Source organism: Aeromonas sp. ASNIH2 (assembly GCF_002934795.1).
Classification (GTDB): domain Bacteria; phylum Pseudomonadota; class Gammaproteobacteria; order Enterobacterales; family Aeromonadaceae; genus Aeromonas; species Aeromonas caviae.
This window is the reverse complement of the sequence record NZ_CP026406.1, coordinates 2,230,001-2,248,217: the sequence shown is the minus strand read 5'-3', so window position 1 is coordinate 2,248,217 and position 18,217 is coordinate 2,230,001. Positions and strand designations below refer to the sequence as shown.

Genomic DNA, 18,217 nt, shown 5'->3' with positions numbered 1-18,217 from the left:
GGAAACCATGAAACATTTACCCCTGATAGCCCTGACTGCCCTGCTGACCGCCTGCGGTGGCGGCAGTGACGACAACAGCCAGCAGAATGCCGAGATGTCCCTGGCCTTCTCCGATGCCCCGGTGGATTCGGTCAGCAAGGTCTGCATCGCCGTCTCCAACATCAGCATCCACCCCGTCTCGGGGAGCGAGCTGGCCTGGACCACCGCCAGCTTCCTGACATCGGCCCAGGACGATGGCTGCACGCCGACGGGAGAGATCATCCCTCTGGACGCCTCAGGCCACCCCCTGTTCACCTATATCGATCTGCTGAAATACCCGGGCTCCAGCAGCCGCCCCCTGCTGGCCAGCCAGAGCGTGGTCCCCGGCGACTACAGCCAGATGCGGCTGCGGATCCTGGATGGCCGGGATGCAGGCAATCAATTCCCGGATGGCACACCCTACTCCTACGTCCTGCAGGATGACAGCGTGATCAAGCCGCTGGAGGTGCCGAGCAACGAGCTCAAGCTGGATGCCTTCACCATAGCCGCCAACGGCCTCAGCGCCTTCACCACAGAGTTCGACCTGCGCCACTCCATGGTGCTGCCGGGCCACGAGGAGCATTACAAGCTCAAGCCCAGAGGGGTGCGACTGGTGAACAACACCGAGGTCGCCACCGTCAGGGGCACGGTGGCGGCAGGGCTTTGCGGCGGCCAGCTCACCGACAAGGCCTTCGTCTACTTCTACGACGAACTGCGCCCTGTGGGAGATGACGCCTATCCCGACATGGCCGACCTCGACAACGGCTTCTACGCCAGCGCCCCCGTCGTTCCCCTGACGGGTGGTGGTTACGGCTACGAGCTGGGCTTCGTCAACCTCGGCAGCTACGACATGGTGCTGGTCTGCAACGGCGACGAGGATGATCCCGAGCTGGCCAACGACCCGCTGCAGCTGGAGCAGGTGCTGAAGGCGCAGCCGGTGACGGCCCCGACCACCAGCATCAATTTCCAGTGACGGGCCTGGGGCCGAGGTAGGAGAAGCACCATGACAGGGTATCAACCCATCAGTTGCGACCTCTACGACTGGCTCGAGATCGCCGCCCGCTGGCAGCTGCCGGTCACCCTCACCGGTCGGGACGGCCGCCTGTGGGCAGACAGGATCCGCACCATCGAGGCCAGAGAAGGCGTCGAGTACCTGCTATTGCAAGGCGGCGAGCGCCTCAGCCTGGCGGATCTGGCGAGTCTGGAGCTGCTCTGGCAGGGGGAAGAGAAGCGGATCCGCTTCTAGCCGCCGAGTGCGAACAACGAAAGAGGGCCCGCGCTGCGGGCCCTCTTGCTATCTGACACCTTGCCTCAAGCGCGCTCGATTCAGCCTGCCGCCAGCGCCGCCATCACATAGACGTCGAAGCGGTTGCTCTTGGTCTCGATGGCCATGCTCGGCTTCTGCTCGTTGAGCCAGCCCGCGTAGTCCGGCCGCTTCACCACCACCCGTTTCTCCGCCATCCTGAGCGCCGCCGGCAGCAAGGCGTCGGCGTCCAGATCGGCCCCCACCAGGGACTGGAACACCCGCATCTCTTTTTTCACCAGCGCCGACTTCTGCTTGTGGGGGAACATGGGATCCAGGTAGATGACCTCGGGCCGTTCGGTCAGCGCCAGCAGGGTCTCCACCGCCGGCCCGTGCAGCAGCTGCATCCGCTCGCGCACCCAGGGGCCTATCTCGGGATCCTGGCCCGCCCGCGCCAGGCCGTCCTGCAGCAGGGCCGCCACCACGGGGCTGCGCTCGATCAGGGTCACCCTGCAGCCGAGGGAGGCGAGCACGAAGGCGTCACGGCCGAGCCCGGCGGTGGCGTCCACCACGGTCGGCATGGCCCCCGACTTCAGCCCCACCGCCTTGGCGATGGACTGGCCGCGACCACCGCCGAACTTGCGGCGATGGGCCACCGCCCCTTCGATGAAGTCCACATAGACGGCCCCCAGCTTGGGCTCGTCCAGCTTGCGCAGCTCCAGCCGTGCCTCGGTCAGCACCAGCGCGAAGGGGGCCGGAAACTCCACCCCGGCCAGCCGCAGCCGCAGGGCGTCGAGCTCGCCATCGCGGGCGGGGACTTCACTGAAAACCTGAATATGGGGCATAACACGGACTCATCACGGCGCAGGAGCCGGCATGATAGCAGAAGCGGGAGATCAGCTCACCGTGGTCAGGTTCATCCCCTGACGGTTGAGGCCCAGGTACTCCACCAGATCGTCATAGGGCAGCGGACGGCTGAGCAGGTAGCCCTGGGTGAAGGCACAGCCCTTCAGGCAGAGGAAGTTCAGCTGCTCCCGGGTCTCCACCCCTTCGATCACCACCTGCATGCCGAGGTTGTGCACTATGTTGATGATGCCGTCGAGCAGCAGCCTGTCCTGCTCGTTGAAGGGGATGTGGCGCACGAAGGAGCGGTCGATCTTCACCAGATCCACCGGGAAGGTGCGCAGGTAGTTGAGGGCCGAGTAGCCGGTGCCGAAGTCGTCGATGGCCAGCTTGCAGCCCGCCTCGCGCAGGGCATCGATCCGCACCCTGTGCTGATCGCTGGTCTCCATCAGCAGGGACTCGGTGATTTCGATGATGATGTCCGCCGGGTCCAGGTTGAAGTGACGGATCACCCTGAGCCACTCGTTGGCCTCCGGGTCTATGGTCTGGAACTCCAGGGTGGAGCGGTTGATGGACATCTGCAGATCCGGGAAGCCGGACTGCTGCAATCTGGCCAGATCCCGGCAAGACTGCCACAGCACCAGGGCACCCAGCCCCTGGATGAGCCCCGCCTCTTCCGCCAGCGGGATGAAATCCGCCGGTGAGACCTGACCCCAGTGGGGGTGATACCAGCGCACCAGGGCCTCCAGCTTGGCGACCCGGCCGCTGCGGTTGTCCCAGATGGGCTGGTAGGCCATGGTCAGCTGGCCCAGCTTGATGGCCTCCGCCAGATCGTGCTGCATCTGGTGGCGCTGGCTCACCTCTTCCCGCATGGAGGCGTTGTAGGTGCCGAGGGGGCGTCCCTGGCGCTTGGCGACGAACAGGGCCTGCTCGGCATTGCGCAAGAGCTCGTCGCTGTCGCCGCCGTCATTGGGACAGAGGGTGATCCCCAGGGTGGCGGTCACATAGAGGTGCTGGTTGGCCAGCATGAAGGGACGGGCAAAACCGCCGATCACCTGCTTGGCAAACACCTCGGCCTGACGGCGGTTGACGATGCCGGGCACCAGGAAGGCAAACTCGTCGCCGCCGATGCGGGCCACTAGGTCCTCGGTGCGCACCCGGCTCACCAGCCGATCCGATACTTCCCGCAGCAGGGCGTCGCCCACATGGTGATCCATGCTGTTGTTGACCGCCTTGAAGTTGTTGAGGTCGAGCACCATGAGGGCGAAGCGCTCCCCCCGCTCGCAGAAGCGGGCCAGACAGCGACCGAACAGCCAGCGGTTGGGCAGGCCGGTGAGGTTGTCGTAGTTGGCCTGGGCGGCGATCTTCTGCTCCGCCAGCTTGGTCTGGGAAAGATCGCTGAAGATGGCGATGTACTGACTGATCTTGCCCCCTTCCCGCACGGCGCTGATCATCAGCTGCTGGGGATAGAGCTTGCCGTTCTTGCGCTTGTTCCACACCTCCCCACGCCAGATCCCCACCCGCTCCAGGGCGTGGTACATGTCCGCATAGAAGGTCTGATCGTGCAGTCCGGACTTGAGCATGCTGGGCCGCTGGCCACACGCCTCCTCCTCGCTGTAACCGGTGATCTTCTCGAAGGCCGGATTGACCGAGATGATGCGACTGTCGGCATCGCACACCAGAATGGCTTCGGAGAGGTTGTCATAGACCCGGTGGGAGAGCTTGAGCTGCTCCGCATGGCGCCTGATGGGATCGATGTTCTCCAGCACCACCATGAGATAGTCGGGGTGCATCTGCTCGTTGCGGATCAGGGTCACCGTCACCCGTCCCCACAGGACGGTCCCATCCCGATGGAGATAACGCTTCTCCTGGGTAAACGCGGGACGCTCCCCCCGCTTGAGGGCGTCGTAGAGCGCAATGCTGGTCTGCCAGTCGTCCGGATGGTTGATTTCGGCGACGGTGAGCTGTTGCAGCTCCTCCTGGCTGTAGCCGAGCATCTTCTCGATGGCCGGGTTCGCCCAGAGGATCTTGCCGCCCAGATCCACCTTGCCGATGCCCACGGGCGCATGGGACATCATGGTGTCCAGGAAGTGGTGATGTTCCGGTTGCGCCGGCTGCTCCTGGCTCTGGCGCTGCTGATACATCAGCGCCAGTTCACGACCGGCGAGCGGGGCCAGCAGACGCAGCAGGCCCACTATCTTCTCCATTCTCGGCATGGCCCGCTTGAACATGACGCTGCACAGGCCGATGGTCTCTCCCTCGGCGTTCTTGAGCGCGACGCCGGCATAGGCTCTCACCTCGCAGCGCTCCAGCACGGCGGCGTGGGGGAACAGCTGGCGGGTGCGATCACTGAACCAGGCTTCACCCTGTTGCATGGCGATCTCCCCCGGAGTGTCGGCGAGGGGGAAGCTGTAGGAGTTGATGTCGAGGGAGGCGGGATAGGCGGCATGCACGGTAAAGAACAGACCCGCCTGATCCTTGCCGGACACCAGGACGAAGTCAGCCCCCACCGCGTTGGCGATTTCACTCACAAAGGCATCAAAATATCCCTGACCACTCGAATGAGACAGGCTGGAGATGATTTGATAGATAGACTCGAGTGCTCGCCTCATGGCAAGGTTCTTTCTCTCCCTGGAAGGTAGAACCCGACTCTACTGAAGAGGCGGGGACAGTGCAAACATGCACTCCGCAAGATATTAAAAAGGCTTGGAAAAAGGGACCAAAAGGTCCCTTTTTCTATCAAAAATCACGTTTCGATCCCACTATGCCGCAAATGTGTACCTGCTTGAAGCTCCCGCAGTGGCGCGGCAGCTCATCCAATCGAGGCTCACTGTGGCGGCGGGACCTCACGCGGCGATACCGCTGTGACGCAGCAGCGCATCCACCTGGGGCTCCCGGCCACGGAAGGCACGGAACAGCTCCATCGGCTCCCTGGAGCCGCCCTTTTCCAGAATGTTCTTCAGGAAGGAGTGGCCCGTGGCCGGGTTGAAGATCCCCTCCTCCTCGAAGCGGGAGAAGGCGTCGGCAGAGAGTACCTCGGCCCACTTGTAGCTGTAGTAGCCCGCCGCGTAGCCGCCCGCGAAGATGTGGGAGAAGCTGTGCTGGAAGCGGTTGAACGCCGGAGGCGTCATCACGGCGACCTGGCTGCGCACCTCATCCAGCAGCGCAGGGATCTGATCCGCGCTGGCCGGGTCAAACTCCTGGTGCAGACGGAAGTCGAACAGGGCGAACTCCAGCTGGCGCAGCATCTGCATCGCCGCCTGGAAGTTGCGGGCGGTCAGCATCTTCTCCAGCAGATCAGCGGGCAGCGGCTCCCCGGTCTCGTAATGGCCGGAGATGAAGGCCAGCGCCTCGGATTCCCAGCACCAGTTCTCGAGGAACTGGCTAGGCAGCTCCACCGCATCCCAGGCCACGCCGTTGATGCCGGCCACACCGGCCACATCGATGCGGGTCAGCATGTGGTGAATGCCGTGGCCGAACTCGTGGAACAGGGTGACCACTTCGTTGTGGGTGAACAGGGCCGGTTTGCCGTCCACCGGGCCGTTGAAGTTGCAGGTCAGGTAGGCCACCGGCTTTTGCAGGGAGCCGTCCTGACGGTAGCGGCGACCCAGGCAGACATCCATCCAGGCGCCGCCCTGCTTGTGCTCGCGGGCATAGAGATCCAGGTAGAAGCTGCCGCGCAGCTCGTCATCGGCGTCAAAGATGTCGTAGAAGCGCACGTCCGGGTGCCAGGTGTCGATGCCGAGACGCTCGCGCACCTTCATGCCGAACACCCGCTTGACCACCTCGAACAGCCCCTTCACGACCCGACCGGCGGGGAAGTAGGGACGCAACTGCTCATCAGAGACCGAAAACTTGTGCTGTTTGAGCTTTTCTGCGTAATAGGCAAGATCCCAGGCCGCCAGTTCGTCCTGACCGTGCTGCTCGGCGGCAAAGGCGCGGATCTCCTCCAGCTCCGCCTTGCCTTGGGGCAGGGACTTGGCAGCCAGGTCGGTGAGGAAGTCCACCACCTGCTCCGGCTTGTCCGCCATCTTGGTCGCGAGGGAGAGCTCGGCATAGTTGGCAAAGCCCAGCAGTCGGGCCAGCTCCCGGCGCAGGGTGAGCAACTCGGTCATGATGGCGGAGTTGTCCCACTTGCCGGCGTTGGGGCCCTGGTCGGAGGCGCGGGTGGTGAAGGCCTCATACAGCTCGGCACGCAGGGCGCGGCTGTCGGCGTACATCATCACCGGCAGGTAGGAGGGGATGTCCAGGGTGAACAGCCACCCCTCCTTGCCCTTGAGTTCGGCCATCTGGCGCGCGGCAGCCTGGGCGCTCGCGGGCAGACCGGCCAGCTCGGCCTCGTCGGTCACCAGCTTGTACCAGCCCTGGGTCGCGTCCAGCACGTTGTTGCTGAAACGGGAGGCGAGCTCCGAGAGGCGGGCCTGGATCTCGCCGTAGCGCTGCTGCGCCTCGGCAGGTAGACCGATGCCGGAGAGGCGAAAATCGCGCAGGGTGTTCAGGATCTCCTTGCGCTGGGCATCATCCAGCCGGGGGAAGTCATCGCTCTCGGAGAGGGCCAGATAGGCTTGATAGAGCCCTTCATGCTGACCGACATAGGTCTGGAATTCGGAAAGCAGCGGCAGGCAGGCATCGTGAGCCGCTCGCAGCGCCTCGCTGTTCTGCACGGCATTGAGGTGGCTGATGGGGGACCAGATCCGGGAGAGGCGGTCGTTGACCTCTTCCAGCGGGGCGATCAGGCTGTCCCAGGTGTGAGGCTCCTTCTGGGCCAGCACATCCTCAATCTTCTGTTTGCAATCGGCGATGGCCTGCGTCACGGCAGGTTGCACCTGATCGGGCTGGATCTGGCTGAAGGGAGGCAGCGAGTCCATTGTCAGCAAAGGGTTAGTCATCTGCGGTACCTCTAAATGCTCTGCAGCCCCTGCCGTCCAGAAGCCTGCTTGGACCATCTAAGATGTAGGCAGAAACCCCATTTATCAAGCCTTTGCCGCCAAGAGACGGGCATGTTGCCCACTTTTTCAGGCATTTTGTTCATAAAACCAGCATTTCATCTACCAGAGACGACAATGCCGGCCCGAGGGCCGGCATTGTGAGGGCATGGACACTCCCCGCCTCAGCGTCGGGCGTCCTCTTTCAACCACTGGGCGACCCGCTTGGCGAAGTAGGTGAGGATGCCATCGGCCCCGGCCCGCTTGAAGCAGAGCAGGGATTCCATCACGCACTCCTTCTCCTTGAGCCAGCCATTCTGGATCGCCGCCATGTGCATGGCGTACTCGCCGCTCACCTGATAGGCGAAGGTCGGCACGCCGAACTGATCCTTCACCCGGCGGATGATGTCCAGGTAGGGCATGCCCGGCTTGACCATGACGCTGTCCGCCCCTTCGGCGATGTCGAGGGCCACTTCGTGCAGGGCTTCGTTGCCGTTGGCCGGATCCATCTGGTAGGTGGCCTTGTTGCTCTTGCCGAGGTTGGCGGCGGAGCCCACCGCATCGCGGAACGGGCCGTAGTAGTGGGAGGCGTACTTGGCGGAGTAGGCCATGATCTGCACGTTGACGAAGCCATTCTCCTCCAGCGCGGCGCGGATGGCACCGATGCGGCCGTCCATCATGTCGGACGGGGCCACCATGTCGGCCCCGGCGGCGGCATGGGAGAGCGCCTGCTTCACCAGGATCTCGGTGGTGATGTCGTTCTGCACATAGCCTTCGTCATCGATGATGCCGTCCTGGCCATGGGTGGTGAAGGGGTCGAGCGCCACATCGGTGATGACCCCGAGCTCCGGGAAGCGAGCCTTGAGGGCACGGGTCGCCCGCTGGGCCAGGGCATCCGGGTTGTAGGCCTCTTCCGCCATCAGACTCTTTCTCTCCAGCGGCGTCACCGGGAACAGGGCCACCGCCGGCACACCCAGGGCCACCAGTTCGGCGGCCTCTTCGAGCAGCAGATCGATGGAGAGCCTGTCCACCCCCGGCATGGAGGCAACGGCCTCTCGCTGACCCTCTCCCTCCAGCACGAACACGGGATAGATGAGATCGTCGACGGTCAGTACGTTCTCGCGCACCAGGCGGCGGCTGAAGTCATGTTTGCGCACCCGGCGCAGGCGACGGCCCGGGAAGGCCCCCGGAAGAGTTGTGGCCATGAATCACTCCAAAAGCGGAAGTTGGAAGAATGCGGCGGAGGTGGCCCGGGTATGGGCCAGCAAGGCCTCGGGCGCTTCACCACGGCAGGCCGCCACCACCTGGGCGATGTGCGGCAAAAAAGCGGGTTCGTTGCGTTTGGGTCTGGGTTTCAGATCCCGCGGCACCAGGTAGGGGGCGTCTGTCTCTATCATCAGGCGACCCGCCGGAATGCGGGCCACTTGCTCGCGCAGCAGCTGGCCACGGCGCTCGTCACAGAGCCAGCCGGTCACCCCGATATGCAGCCCCAGCGCCAGGCACTCGTCCAGCTCGGCGTCGGAGCCGGTGAAGCAGTGCAGCACGGCCCCCGGCAGGCGGGGCAACCAGGGGCGCAGGATCTCGACGAATTTGTCATGGGCATCGCGGCAGTGGAGAAACACCGGCATCCCGAGATCGGCGGCGAGCGCCAGCTGGGCGTCAAACACCGCGTCCTGCACCGGACGGGGGGAGAAGTCCCGGTTGTAGTCGAGACCGCACTCGCCGATGGCCACCACCTGGGGCAGGGCCGCCAGTTCGCGCAAGGCGGGCAGGGTCGCCTCATCGACGCTTTTGGCATCGTGGGGATGTACCCCGGCGGTGGAGAAGCAGTAACCGGGCCAGCGGGCGGCCAATGCGGCGCTCTCGCGGCTGCCGGCCAGATCGGTGCCGGTCAGGATCAAGGCTTCCACCCCGGCGGCGCGCGCGCGTTCCACCAGGTCGGCCTGTTCGCCGGCGAACTGGCTGCTGGTCAGGTTCAAACCGATGTCGATCATGGAGTCAGGGGTTCCGGACAAACGAGGTGCATATCAGGCATTTGAAAACCATCTACTCGATGGGGCCTTACCATACGCCTCGAACGGATGCATGAAAAGAGGAAGGGAGCCTCAGCTCCCCTCTTCCGTTTGTTGCTGCTCCTCGTCCTCTTTCTTCACGTAGAAGCGGGCGAAGAACAGACCTATCTCCCACAGGCCCCACATGGGGATCGCGAGCAGGGTCTGGGAGAAGACATCGGGCGGCGTCAGCAACATACCGACCACGAAGACCCCGACGATGACGTAAGGGCGCTTCTCCTTCAGGCTCCTGGGGGTGGTCACCCCGGTCCAGCAGAGCAGTATGGTGGCCACCGGGATCTCGAACGCCACCCCGAACGCGAAGAACAGGGTCAGCACGAAGTCCAGGTAGCTGGCGATGTCGGTCGCCACCGTCACCCCGGCGGGGGCGGTACTGGTGAAGAAACCGAACACCAGGGGGAACACCACGTAGTAGGCAAACGCCATGCCGGCGTAGAACAACACGGCACTGGAGGCGACCAGCGGCATGATGAGACGCCGTTCATGCTGGTACAGACCGGGGGCAATGAAGGCCCAGGCTTGGTAGAGCAGATAAGGGATCGCCACGAAGAAGGAGACCACCAGGGTCAGCTTGATGGGCGTGATGAAGGGGGTCGCCACATCCGTCGCTATCATGCTGGTCCCTTCCGGCAGCTGGCTGAGCAGCGGCTGGGCCACGAAGTCGTAGATGTTGTTGGAGAAGTAGATCAGCGCAATGAACACCAGCAGAATGGCGGTGATGGAACGCAGCAGGCGCGTTCTCAGCTCCACCAGATGGCTGATGAGGGGTTGTTCTGCCTGACTCATGGCTTACCCTCCCCCTTGGCTGCGGACTCGCTGGCGGGCACTGGCTCGCTCTCTCGCTGACTGTTGACCGGTGGCACCTCTGAGGTCACGGGCACCGAGGCCGCCACCGGAATGGCTGGCTCGGCCTGGGCGGGCTCCCGAGGCGGGCGGATCTCGTTCTCCCCCTGATAGGGACGATTCACCGACTGGGCGGCCGCTTTCAACTGCTCGATGGATTCCTGCAGCTCGGGGCTCAGGTTGTTCATCTGCAACCGTTCGGCCTTCTTCAGATCGTTGTGCAGATCCTGCAACTTGAGCTCCTGTTCCAGCTCGGCCTTGACCGAGTTGGCGGTGCTGCGGATCAGCCTTATCCAGTGGCTGGCGGTGCGGATCGCAACCGGCAACCGCTCGGGACCCAGCACCACCAAGGCGACGACGCCGATGACGACCAGCTCCCAAAAACCGATGTCGAACATGGCTTAGGCCTGATCTTTGTCTTTCTGCTTGGCGGCTTCGGCGTTGCTGGCCGTCTCGTTCAACTGCTTGGTCGGGAACTCGGCATCTTTCTGCTCGGGTTTGGTGTCGGCCGGCTCATCGGAGAGCGCCTTCTTGAACCCCTTGACCGCCGCGCCCAGATCGCCGCCGATACCGCGCAATTTCTTGGTGCCGAACAACAGCACGACGATGACTGCGATGATCAACAACTGCCAAATACTGATACCACCCATGACTTTCTCTCCGGATAGGCGCCCGATGGCGCAGGTTTTTTAATGGGAACGGGTTCGCAACCAACCCAGCAGCCAGCATAACCCGGCGCCGGCGAGGCTGATTTGTCCCCACTCAATGTGTTGTTTCTGGGTCAGCAAGAATACACCCGCGAGCAGCAGGCTGGCTCCAACCCCTAAGAGGTAGCGGGCTTGCCCCTGACGGCGACTGTGGCGACGGAAATCGGCAAACATCTGGTCGAAGTGGTGCTGCTGATGGCGGGCCTGACGCAGGGTCTCATAGACCAGCTCCGGCAGCTCCGGCAGTTTCTCCGCCCAGAACGGCGCCTTCTCCTTGATGGCATTCCACACCGCCTTGGGGCCGACCTGCTCGTGCATCCAGTTTTCCAGATAGGGCTTGGCGGTCTGCCACAAATCCAGCTGGGGATAAAGCTGGCGACCCAGCCCTTCCACATAGAGCAGGGTCTTTTGCAGCAGCACCAGTTGCGGCTGCACCTGCATGTTGAAGCGACGGGCGGTGTTGAACAGATTGAGCAGCACGTGGCCGAAGGAGATCTCGGAGAGCGGTTTCTCGAAGATGGGCTCCAGCACGGTGCGGATGGCGAACTCGAACTCGTCCACCTTGGTATCGGGCGGTACCCAGCCAGACTCCACGTGCAGCTCGGCCACACGGCGGTAGTCGCGGTTGAAGAAGGCGAGGAAGTTCTCCGCCAGGTAGCGCTTGTCTTCCCGGTTGAGGGTGCCGACGATGCCGCAGTCGATGCCGATCCAGAGCGGATTCTCGGGGTGTTCGAAAGAGACGAAGATGTTGCCCGGGTGCATGTCAGCGTGGAAGAAGCTGTCGCGGAACACCTGGGTGAAGAACACCTCCACTCCGCGCTCGGCCAGCAGCTTCATGTTGGTGCCGTTGGCTTCCAGCGCGGCAATGTCGGAGACCGGAATGCCGTAGATACGCTCCATCACCAGCACCTGCTCACGGCAATGGTCCGTGAACACCTCGGGCACATAGAGCGCCTCGGAACCGGTGAAGTTGCGGCGCAGCTGGATGGCGTTGGCCGCTTCGCGCATCAGGTTGAGCTCGTCGAGTATGGTCTTGCGATACTCCTCCACCACCTCGACGGGGCGCAGTCGTCCGCTCTGGGGCACGAAACGGGCCACCAGACGGGCCAGGGCCTGCATCAGGCGCAGGTCGGCCTCGATGACCGGCTCGATATCGGGACGGATCACCTTGATGACGATCTCGCGGCCGTTCTCCTTCAACCGGGCGGTGTGCACCTGGGCGATGGAGGCGGATGCCAGCGGCGTCTCGTCGAACTCATCGAACAGCGTCTCGACGGGGCAACCTAGGCTCTCTTCTATCTGGCGACGGGCGGCCTGACCACAGAAGGGAGGCACCCTGTCCTGCAGCAGGGCCAGCTCTTCGGCAATGTCAGGGGGCAGCAGGTCTCGGCGGGTCGAGAGCATCTGGCCGAACTTGATGAAGATGGGGCCCAGAGCCTCGAAGGCGAGACGAATACGGGCGCCACGGCTCATGCCTTGTTGCTTGTTCTTGAGCCAGAACAGACTGCGACGGGCCAGACGGCCAGGCCAGGGCTGATAACGGGCGGGCACCAGCTCGTCGATGCCCTGTTCCAGCAGGATGCTGACGATGCGATAGAGGCGTTTGAACTCCTTCGGGGTCATCAGCTCACCTGCTGTTCGAGGCGAGCAAGCCGCAACTCGATCGCCTTCATCTGTTGGGCCAGCTCTTCGACATCGTCATTGAAGCTCGCCACTTCCAGCGGACCCGGGGCAAGCCTCGCCTCCTCGGTCAGATACTCGGCCACTTGACGCTGGGAACGGCACAACTCTCGCCCCACAAAACGGCGAGCCTGACGGGCACCACTGCACAGGGTGTGGGCCACCACATCGCCGGTGTAGCGGGACAGCTCCTCTTCCCAGTCGATATCGAGCTCGCCAAGCAGGGCGCTGAATGCCTGCACCAGCTGGGGGTCACCGCTCAGGTCCAGCTTCTCCTCGCGGATGTAGCGGGTCAGGGCGGAAGGCTCCTTGAGCAGGCCGAGGGCAGTCAGGGAGAGGCTCAGCACCGCATCCGCCTCCCCTTCAAACCTGGCCAGCACATCCAGACGGCGCTCTGAGAAGACAAACCAGAGCGGCTTGAGTTCGCGCAGCTCCAGTTTGAGTACCTTGCCCGTCAGCTTGCGCAACCGCTCCGGGCTCTGTTTGTCCAGGGCCAGCAACTGGTTGAGGCTGGTTTCGATCACCGCGGTGACCATAGCATCCATCGGCATAGGCGACCTTAAAACTTGTAACCGCGGTGCAGGGCGACCACGCCCTGGGTCAGGTTGTAGAACTCCACCTGCTCGAACCCGACCTGCTCCATCATGCCCGCCAGGGTCTGCTGATCCGGGTGCATGCGGATAGATTCCGCCAGGTATTTGTAGCTTTCGCTGTCGTTTGCGACGATTTCACCCATTTTCGGCAGCAATTTGAAGGAGTAGAGATCATAAAGCTTGGCGATCACTTCGCTCACCGGCTTGGAGAACTCCAGCACCAGCAGGCGGCCACCCGGCTTGAGCACCCGGAACATGGAGGCAAGCGCCTTGTCCTTGTCGGTGACGTTGCGCAGGCCGAAGCCGATGGTGATGACGTCGAAATGGTTGTCAGGGAACGGGAGCGCCTCGGCATTGGCCTGTACGTAGGAGACGTTGTTGGCCACCCCCAGGTTGCGCAGCTTGTCGCGGCCCACTTTCAGCATGGAGTCGTTGATGTCTGCCAGGACCACCTGGCCGGTCTCACCCACGATGCGGGAGAACTTGGCGGTCAAATCCCCTGTGCCGCCAGCCAGATCCAGCACCTTCTGTCCTTTGCGGACACCGGAGCAGTCGATGGTAAAGCGCTTCCAGAGGCGATGGATGCCGAACGACATCAGATCGTTCATCAGATCATACTTGGCCGCTACCGAATGAAAGACACCGGCGACCAGGGTTTCCTTCTCGGTCGCTGCCACGGTTTTATAGCCAAAATGCGTAGTAGTAGTCTGTTCCGACATCCCTCAAATACCCATAGAGCAAAGAATGGCCGCCAGTTTACCAGAGCCGATGGCGTGCGGACACCTCAAACCCGGCTTGTGACCAACTGCATCCCCAGCACGACCATGGCCAGACAGAGGAACAGATTGAGACCGATATTGAGCAGCGCCTTCAGATAGGCCCCTTGCTGGGCCAGCACGACCGTATCGAGGGCAAAGGAGGAGAAGGTGGTCAAGGCGCCGAGGATACCCACCATCAGCAATGGCTTCATCGGGTGCTCCACCACGTGACCATGGCTGATCAGGGCATAGGCAATCCCCATGATGAAGGAACCCACCACGTTGACCACCAGGGTGCCATAGGGAAAGTGGCGTCCCAGCAGCCAGGCCATCAGCTCGGCGATGCCAAAACGCAGGCAGGCACCGAAGGCGCCTCCGGCAGCGACAAATAACCAGGTTTGCATCAAGCAGTCTCCAAGATTGTCAGGTTGGCATTATGCAAAATGTCGGCAGCAGGGGACAGCCGGGCAATTAATCGACCCTGCTAGACCCTAGCGGCGAAAGTCTACCGATTCTGCATTCACAAGATGGAGGGTCGTCTCGGCCGGGCGAGTATCGGCGATGACTCTGCCATGGCGGATGGAATAACGCACCGGCACTTGGCGGCGCACCGCATCGAAACCATTCTCTGCAGGAAGGATCAGCAGGTTGGCGGGCTTGCCCACCTCGATGCCGTAGCGATCCTGCACGTTCAGGGTGCGGGCGCTGTGGCTGCCGATCAGCTTGAGGCTGTCGTTGATCTGCTCGTAGCCCATGATCTGGCAGACATGGAGCCCCATATGCAGCACCTGCAACATGTTGGCCGTGCCCATGGGATACCAGGGATCGAACACGTCGTCGTGGCCGAAGCAGACGTTGATGTTCGCCTCCAGCATCTCCTTCACCCGGGTGATCCCACGACGCTTGGGATAGCTGTCGAAGCGCCCCTGCAGGTGAATGTTCACCAGCGGATTGGCCACGAAGTTGATGTCCGCCATCCTGAGCAGCCGGAACAGCCGCGAGGCATAGGCTCCGTTGTAGGAGTGCATGGCGGTGGTGTGGCTGGCGGTCACCCTATGGCCAATACCGCGCTCGTAGGCCAGGGTTGCCAGCGTCTCGATAAAACGGGACTGTTCGTCATCGATTTCGTCGCAATGCACATCCACCAGAACCTGATACTTCTCCGCAAGATCGAAGACGTAGTGCAGACTTTCGACCCCGTACTCCCGGGTAAACTCGAAATGGGGGATGGCACCGATCACGTCGGCCCCCAGCTTGAGAGCCTCTTCCAGCAATGCCTTGCCGTTGGGGTAGGAGAGGATCCCCTCCTGCGGAAAAGCGACGATCTGCAGCTCCACCCACTCCTTCATCTCCTCCCGCACCTCCAGCATCGCCTTCAAGGCGACCAGATTGGGGTCGGAAACATCCACGTGAGTCCGCACGAACTGGATGCCGTTGGCAATCTGCCATTTCAGTGTCTGGATGGCGCGTTGTTTCACATCCTCATGGGTCAGCAGCGCCTTGCGCTCGGCCCAACGCTCGATCCCCTCGAACAGGGTACCGGAGAAGTTCCAACTCGGCTCGCCAGCCGTCTGGGTGGTATCGAGGTGAATGTGCGGTTCGATAAAGGGGGGATGACAAGGCCTTGCTCACCATCAAGCTCGCGGACAGAGAGCAGCTGAGTGCTCATGGGCTCAATGGCCCGGATCACGCCTCCCTGACAGAGGATTTGCCACATCCCTTCCCTGCCCGCCAGACGCACATTCCTAATCAGCATGTTCTTTCCCCTTCGAAAGCGTAGTTGTCTTTGCCAATCCACAACTTAGCCCGGATCCCTTTAATAGAGAAGCGCCGCCCGGAAAGCATACGGGATAGAAAGGGAAGATATCTCAGCAACAAGAAGGTGCGACATTGCAGGACTGCAATTTGCGATGGATGGCTGAAAGGCAGACACAAAAAAGCCTCCCGATTGGGAGGCTTTCTTATTTAATGGTGCTGATACCCAGAATCGAACTGGGGACCTCATCCTTACCAAGGATGCGCTCTACCGACTGAGCCATATCAGCACACTAACCGGTAAAGACCACGCTCAATGCGTAATCTAAAATTGGGTGCCTGGCAGTGTCCTACTCTCGCATGGCGAATGCCACACTACCATCGGCGCTACAGCGTTTCACTTCTGAGTTCGGCATGGGGTCAGGTGGTTCCACTGCGCTATTGCCGCCAGGCAAAATCTTAATCCAGAAAGCTGACGTGAATAACGACTTTGCTAGTTGCTTGTCATTATCACTGAATTTGTAAGTAGTTCACTCATTCGCTACAAGGCCAGAAACACTTCTTGGGTGTTGTATGGTTAAGCCTCACGGGTAATTAGTATGGGTTAGCTCAACGTATCGCTACGCTTACACACCCCACCTATCAACGTTGTGGTCTCCAACGGCCCTTTAGGACCCTCAAGGGGTCAGGGATGACTCATCTCAGGGCTCGCTTCCCGCTTAGATGCTTTCAGCGGTTATCGATTCCGAACTTAGCTACCGGGCAGTGCCACTGGCGTGACAACCCGAACACCAGAGGTTCGTTCACTCCGGTCCTCTCGTACTAGGAGCAACTCCCTTCAATCATCCAACGCCCACGGCAGATAGGGACCGAACTGTCTCACGACGTTCTGAACCCAGCTCGCGTACCACTTTAAATGGCGAACAGCCATACCCTTGGGACCGACTTCAGCCCCAGGATGTGATGAGCCGACATCGAGGTGCCAAACACCGCCGTCGATATGAACTCTTGGGCGGTATCAGCCTGTTATCCCCGGAGTACCTTTTATCCGTTGAGCGATGGCCCTTCCATTCAGAACCACCGGATCACTATGACCTACTTTCGTACCTGCTCGACCTGTCCGTCTCGCAGTTAAGCTGGCTTATGCCATTGCACTAACCTCCTGATGTCCGACCAGGATTAGCCAACCTTCGTGCTCCTCCGTTACTCTTTGGGAGGAGACCGCCCCAGTCAAACTACCCACCAGGCACTGTCCGCGAGCCCGATTCAGGGCCCTGCGTTAGAACATCAAACATACAAGGGTGGTATTTCAAGGACGGCTCCAGCGCAACTGGCGTCACGCCTTCAAAGCCTCCCACCTATCCTACACATGTAGGTTCAATGTTCAGTGCCAAGCTGTAGTAAAGGTTCACGGGGTCTTTCCGTCTAGCCGCGGGTACACCGCATCTTCACGGCGAATTCGATTTCACTGAGTCTCGGGTGGAGACAGCATGGCCATGGTTACACCATTCGTGCAGGTCGGAACTTACCCGACAAGGAATTTCGCTACCTTAGGACCGTTATAGTTACGGCCGCCGTTTACCGGGGCTTCGATCAAGAGCTTCGCTTGCGCTAACCCCATCAATTAACCTTCCGGCACCGGGCAGGTGTCACACCCTATACGTCCACTTTCGTGTTTGCAGAGTGCTGTGTTTTTGATAAACAGTCCCAGCCATCTGGTCACTGCGACTCCCGACAGCTCCATCCGCAAGGGACTTCACCATCAAGAGCGAACCTTCTCCCGAAGTTACGGTTCTATTTTGCCTAGTTCCTTCACCCGAGTTCTCTCAAGCGCCTTGGTATTCTCTACCCGACCACCTGTGTCGGTTTGGGGTACGATGACTTGTAATCTGAAGCTTAGAGGCTTTTCCTGGAAGCAGGGCATCAATGGCTTCCGCACCGTGGTGCGTTCGTCTCGTGTCTCAGTGTTGTGTCTCCGGATTTGCCTAGAAACACCACCTACGCACTTTCACCAGGACAACCGTCGCCTGGCCCACCTAGCCTTCTCCGTCCCCCCATCGCAATTACAAGTCGTGCAGGAATATTAACCTGCTTCCCATCGATTACGCCTTTCGGCCTCACCTTAGGGGTCGACTCACCCTGCCCCGATTAACGTTGGACAGGAACCCTTGGTCTTCCGGCGAGGAGGCTTTTCACCCCCTTTATCGTTACTTACGTCAGCATTCGCACTTCTGATATCTCCAGCATGCCTCTCGACACACCTTCGCAGACTTACAGAACGCTCCCCTACCACTCACGCTTAGCGTGAATCCGCGGCTTCGGTGCCTGGTTTGAGCCCCGTTACATCTTCCGCGCAGGCCGACTCGACTAGTGAGCTATTACGCTTTCTTTAAATGATGGCTGCTTCTAAGCCAACATCCTAGCTGTCTGAGCCTTCCCACATCGTTTCCCACTTAACCAGAACTTTGGGACCTTAGCCGGCGGTCTGGGTTGTTTCCCTCTTCACGACGGACGTTAGCACCCGCCGTGTGTCTCCCGGATAGTACTTACTGGTATTCGGAGTTTGCATGGGGTTGGTAAGTCGGGATGACCCCCTAGCCCAAACAGTGCTCTACCCCCAGTAGTATTCGTCCGAGGCGCTACCTAAATAGCTTTCGGGGAGAACCAGCTATCTCCGAGTTTGATTGGCCTTTCACCCCCAGCCACAGGTCATCCCCTAACTTTGCAACGTTAGTGGGTTCGGTCCTCCAGTTGATGTTACTCAACCTTCAACCTGCCCA

14 protein-coding genes, 1 tRNA gene, 2 rRNA genes and 1 pseudogene (1 of these 18 only partly in view) are annotated in these 18,217 nt (G+C 61.3%); 2 read left to right on the top strand and 16 right to left on the bottom strand.

Annotated features, from left to right (window positions below; translation table 11 throughout):
• The first annotated feature begins 7 nt into the window (after positions 1-7).
• The gene (locus C3F36_RS10545) at positions 8-991 is read left to right on the top strand and encodes a DUF4382 domain-containing protein (protein WP_104455034.1); all 984 of its coding nucleotides are present in this window, start codon (positions 8-10) and stop codon (positions 989-991) included.
• Between the two features lie 30 nt (positions 992-1,021).
• A complete protein-coding gene (locus C3F36_RS10540) occupies positions 1,022-1,264 on the top strand; it encodes a Rho-binding antiterminator (protein WP_104455033.1) in 243 nt (80 codons plus the stop codon).
• 80 nt (positions 1,265-1,344) lie between these two features.
• On the opposite strand, the gene C3F36_RS10535 is transcribed toward C3F36_RS10540, so the two are convergent.
• The 16 genes and pseudogenes from C3F36_RS10535 to C3F36_RS10460 form a co-directional block, all read right to left on the bottom strand.
• Complete coding sequence (locus tag C3F36_RS10535) at positions 1,345-2,106, bottom strand: class I SAM-dependent methyltransferase (RefSeq protein ID WP_246878003.1); 762 nt, start codon at positions 2,104-2,106, stop codon at positions 1,345-1,347.
• A gap of 51 nt (positions 2,107-2,157) precedes the next feature.
• A complete protein-coding gene (locus C3F36_RS10530; RefSeq protein ID WP_104455032.1) occupies positions 2,158-4,716 on the bottom strand; it encodes a putative bifunctional diguanylate cyclase/phosphodiesterase in 2,559 nt (852 codons plus the stop codon).
• 234 nt (positions 4,717-4,950) lie between these two features.
• Positions 4,951-6,993, bottom strand: a complete 2,043-nt coding sequence (prlC, locus tag C3F36_RS10525) for an oligopeptidase A (RefSeq protein WP_104455031.1) — start codon at positions 6,991-6,993, stop codon at positions 4,951-4,953.
• Between the two features lie 221 nt (positions 6,994-7,214).
• On the bottom strand, positions 7,215-8,234 hold the full coding sequence (hemB, locus tag C3F36_RS10520) for a porphobilinogen synthase (RefSeq protein WP_039041081.1): 1,020 nt from the start codon (positions 8,232-8,234) through the stop codon (positions 7,215-7,217).
• 3 nt (positions 8,235-8,237) lie between these two features.
• Positions 8,238-9,023 (bottom strand): TatD family hydrolase, encoded by a 786-nt coding sequence (locus C3F36_RS10515; RefSeq protein ID WP_104455030.1) that lies wholly within the window; start codon positions 9,021-9,023, stop codon positions 8,238-8,240.
• 111 nt (positions 9,024-9,134) lie between these two features.
• Entirely contained in the window at positions 9,135-9,887 is a 753-nt protein-coding gene (gene tatC, locus C3F36_RS10510) for a twin-arginine translocase subunit TatC (protein ID WP_104455029.1), read from the bottom strand.
• The gene (gene tatB / locus C3F36_RS10505; RefSeq protein ID WP_104455028.1) at positions 9,884-10,342 is read right to left on the bottom strand and encodes a Sec-independent protein translocase protein TatB; all 459 of its coding nucleotides are present in this window, start codon (positions 10,340-10,342) and stop codon (positions 9,884-9,886) included. The genes tatC and tatB overlap by 4 nt, the downstream gene beginning before the upstream one ends.
• 3 nt (positions 10,343-10,345) lie before the next feature.
• Positions 10,346-10,594 (bottom strand): Sec-independent protein translocase subunit TatA, encoded by a 249-nt coding sequence (gene tatA, locus C3F36_RS10500; RefSeq protein ID WP_010672358.1) that lies wholly within the window; start codon positions 10,592-10,594, stop codon positions 10,346-10,348.
• Between the two features lie 39 nt (positions 10,595-10,633).
• Complete coding sequence (gene ubiB / locus C3F36_RS10495; RefSeq protein WP_041212050.1) at positions 10,634-12,274, bottom strand: ubiquinone biosynthesis regulatory protein kinase UbiB; 1,641 nt, start codon at positions 12,272-12,274, stop codon at positions 10,634-10,636.
• Positions 12,274-12,882 carry a ubiquinone biosynthesis accessory factor UbiJ gene (locus C3F36_RS10490; protein WP_029313421.1) on the bottom strand — a complete coding sequence of 203 codons (609 nt, stop codon included), beginning with the start codon at positions 12,880-12,882 and terminating at the stop codon, positions 12,274-12,276. Before C3F36_RS10490 ends, ubiB begins: the two co-directional genes overlap by 1 nt.
• Positions 12,883-12,890: 8 nt before the next feature.
• Positions 12,891-13,643 (bottom strand): bifunctional demethylmenaquinone methyltransferase/2-methoxy-6-polyprenyl-1,4-benzoquinol methylase UbiE, encoded by a 753-nt coding sequence (gene ubiE, locus C3F36_RS10485; protein WP_010672355.1) that lies wholly within the window; start codon positions 13,641-13,643, stop codon positions 12,891-12,893.
• Positions 13,644-13,708: 65 nt separating this feature from the next.
• Positions 13,709-14,086, bottom strand: coding sequence for a fluoride efflux transporter CrcB (crcB, locus tag C3F36_RS10480; protein ID WP_104455027.1), 378 nt, complete (start codon positions 14,084-14,086; stop codon positions 13,709-13,711).
• Between the two features lie 87 nt (positions 14,087-14,173).
• Positions 14,174-15,438, bottom strand: a pseudogene (locus tag C3F36_RS10475) (cytosine deaminase).
• Positions 15,439-15,651: 213 nt separating this feature from the next.
• Positions 15,652-15,727 (bottom strand) — tRNA-Thr (locus C3F36_RS10470).
• Positions 15,728-15,774: 47 nt separating this feature from the next.
• Positions 15,775-15,889 (bottom strand): 5S ribosomal RNA (rrf, locus tag C3F36_RS10465).
• A gap of 121 nt (positions 15,890-16,010) precedes the next feature.
• Positions 16,011-18,217 (bottom strand): 23S ribosomal RNA (locus C3F36_RS10460) (it continues 682 nt past the right edge of the window).

Excerpts from the sequence above, each read along its gene's own strand:
- C3F36_RS10545 (WP_104455034.1), top strand. The coding sequence starts at position 8 with ATGAAACATTTACCCCTGATAGCCCTGACTGCCCTGCTGACCGCCTGC.
- C3F36_RS10540 (WP_104455033.1), top strand. The coding sequence starts at position 1,022 with ATGACAGGGTATCAACCCATCAGTTGCGACCTCTACGACTGGCTCGAG.
- C3F36_RS10535 (WP_246878003.1), bottom strand. The coding sequence starts at position 2,106 with ATGCCCCATATTCAGGTTTTCAGTGAAGTCCCCGCCCGCGATGGCGAG.
- C3F36_RS10530 (WP_104455032.1), bottom strand. The coding sequence starts at position 4,716 with ATGAGGCGAGCACTCGAGTCTATCTATCAAATCATCTCCAGCCTGTCT.
- prlC (WP_104455031.1), bottom strand. The coding sequence starts at position 6,993 with ATGACTAACCCTTTGCTGACAATGGACTCGCTGCCTCCCTTCAGCCAG.
- hemB (WP_039041081.1), bottom strand. The coding sequence starts at position 8,234 with ATGGCCACAACTCTTCCGGGGGCCTTCCCGGGCCGTCGCCTGCGCCGG.
- C3F36_RS10515 (WP_104455030.1), bottom strand. The coding sequence starts at position 9,023 with ATGATCGACATCGGTTTGAACCTGACCAGCAGCCAGTTCGCCGGCGAA.
- tatC (WP_104455029.1), bottom strand. The coding sequence starts at position 9,887 with ATGAGTCAGGCAGAACAACCCCTCATCAGCCATCTGGTGGAGCTGAGA.
- tatB (WP_104455028.1), bottom strand. The coding sequence starts at position 10,342 with ATGTTCGACATCGGTTTTTGGGAGCTGGTCGTCATCGGCGTCGTCGCC.
- tatA (WP_010672358.1), bottom strand. The coding sequence starts at position 10,594 with ATGGGTGGTATCAGTATTTGGCAGTTGTTGATCATCGCAGTCATCGTC.
- ubiB (WP_041212050.1), bottom strand. The coding sequence starts at position 12,274 with ATGACCCCGAAGGAGTTCAAACGCCTCTATCGCATCGTCAGCATCCTG.
- C3F36_RS10490 (WP_029313421.1), bottom strand. The coding sequence starts at position 12,882 with ATGCCGATGGATGCTATGGTCACCGCGGTGATCGAAACCAGCCTCAAC.
- ubiE (WP_010672355.1), bottom strand. The coding sequence starts at position 13,643 with ATGTCGGAACAGACTACTACTACGCATTTTGGCTATAAAACCGTGGCA.
- crcB (WP_104455027.1), bottom strand. The coding sequence starts at position 14,086 with ATGCAAACCTGGTTATTTGTCGCTGCCGGAGGCGCCTTCGGTGCCTGC.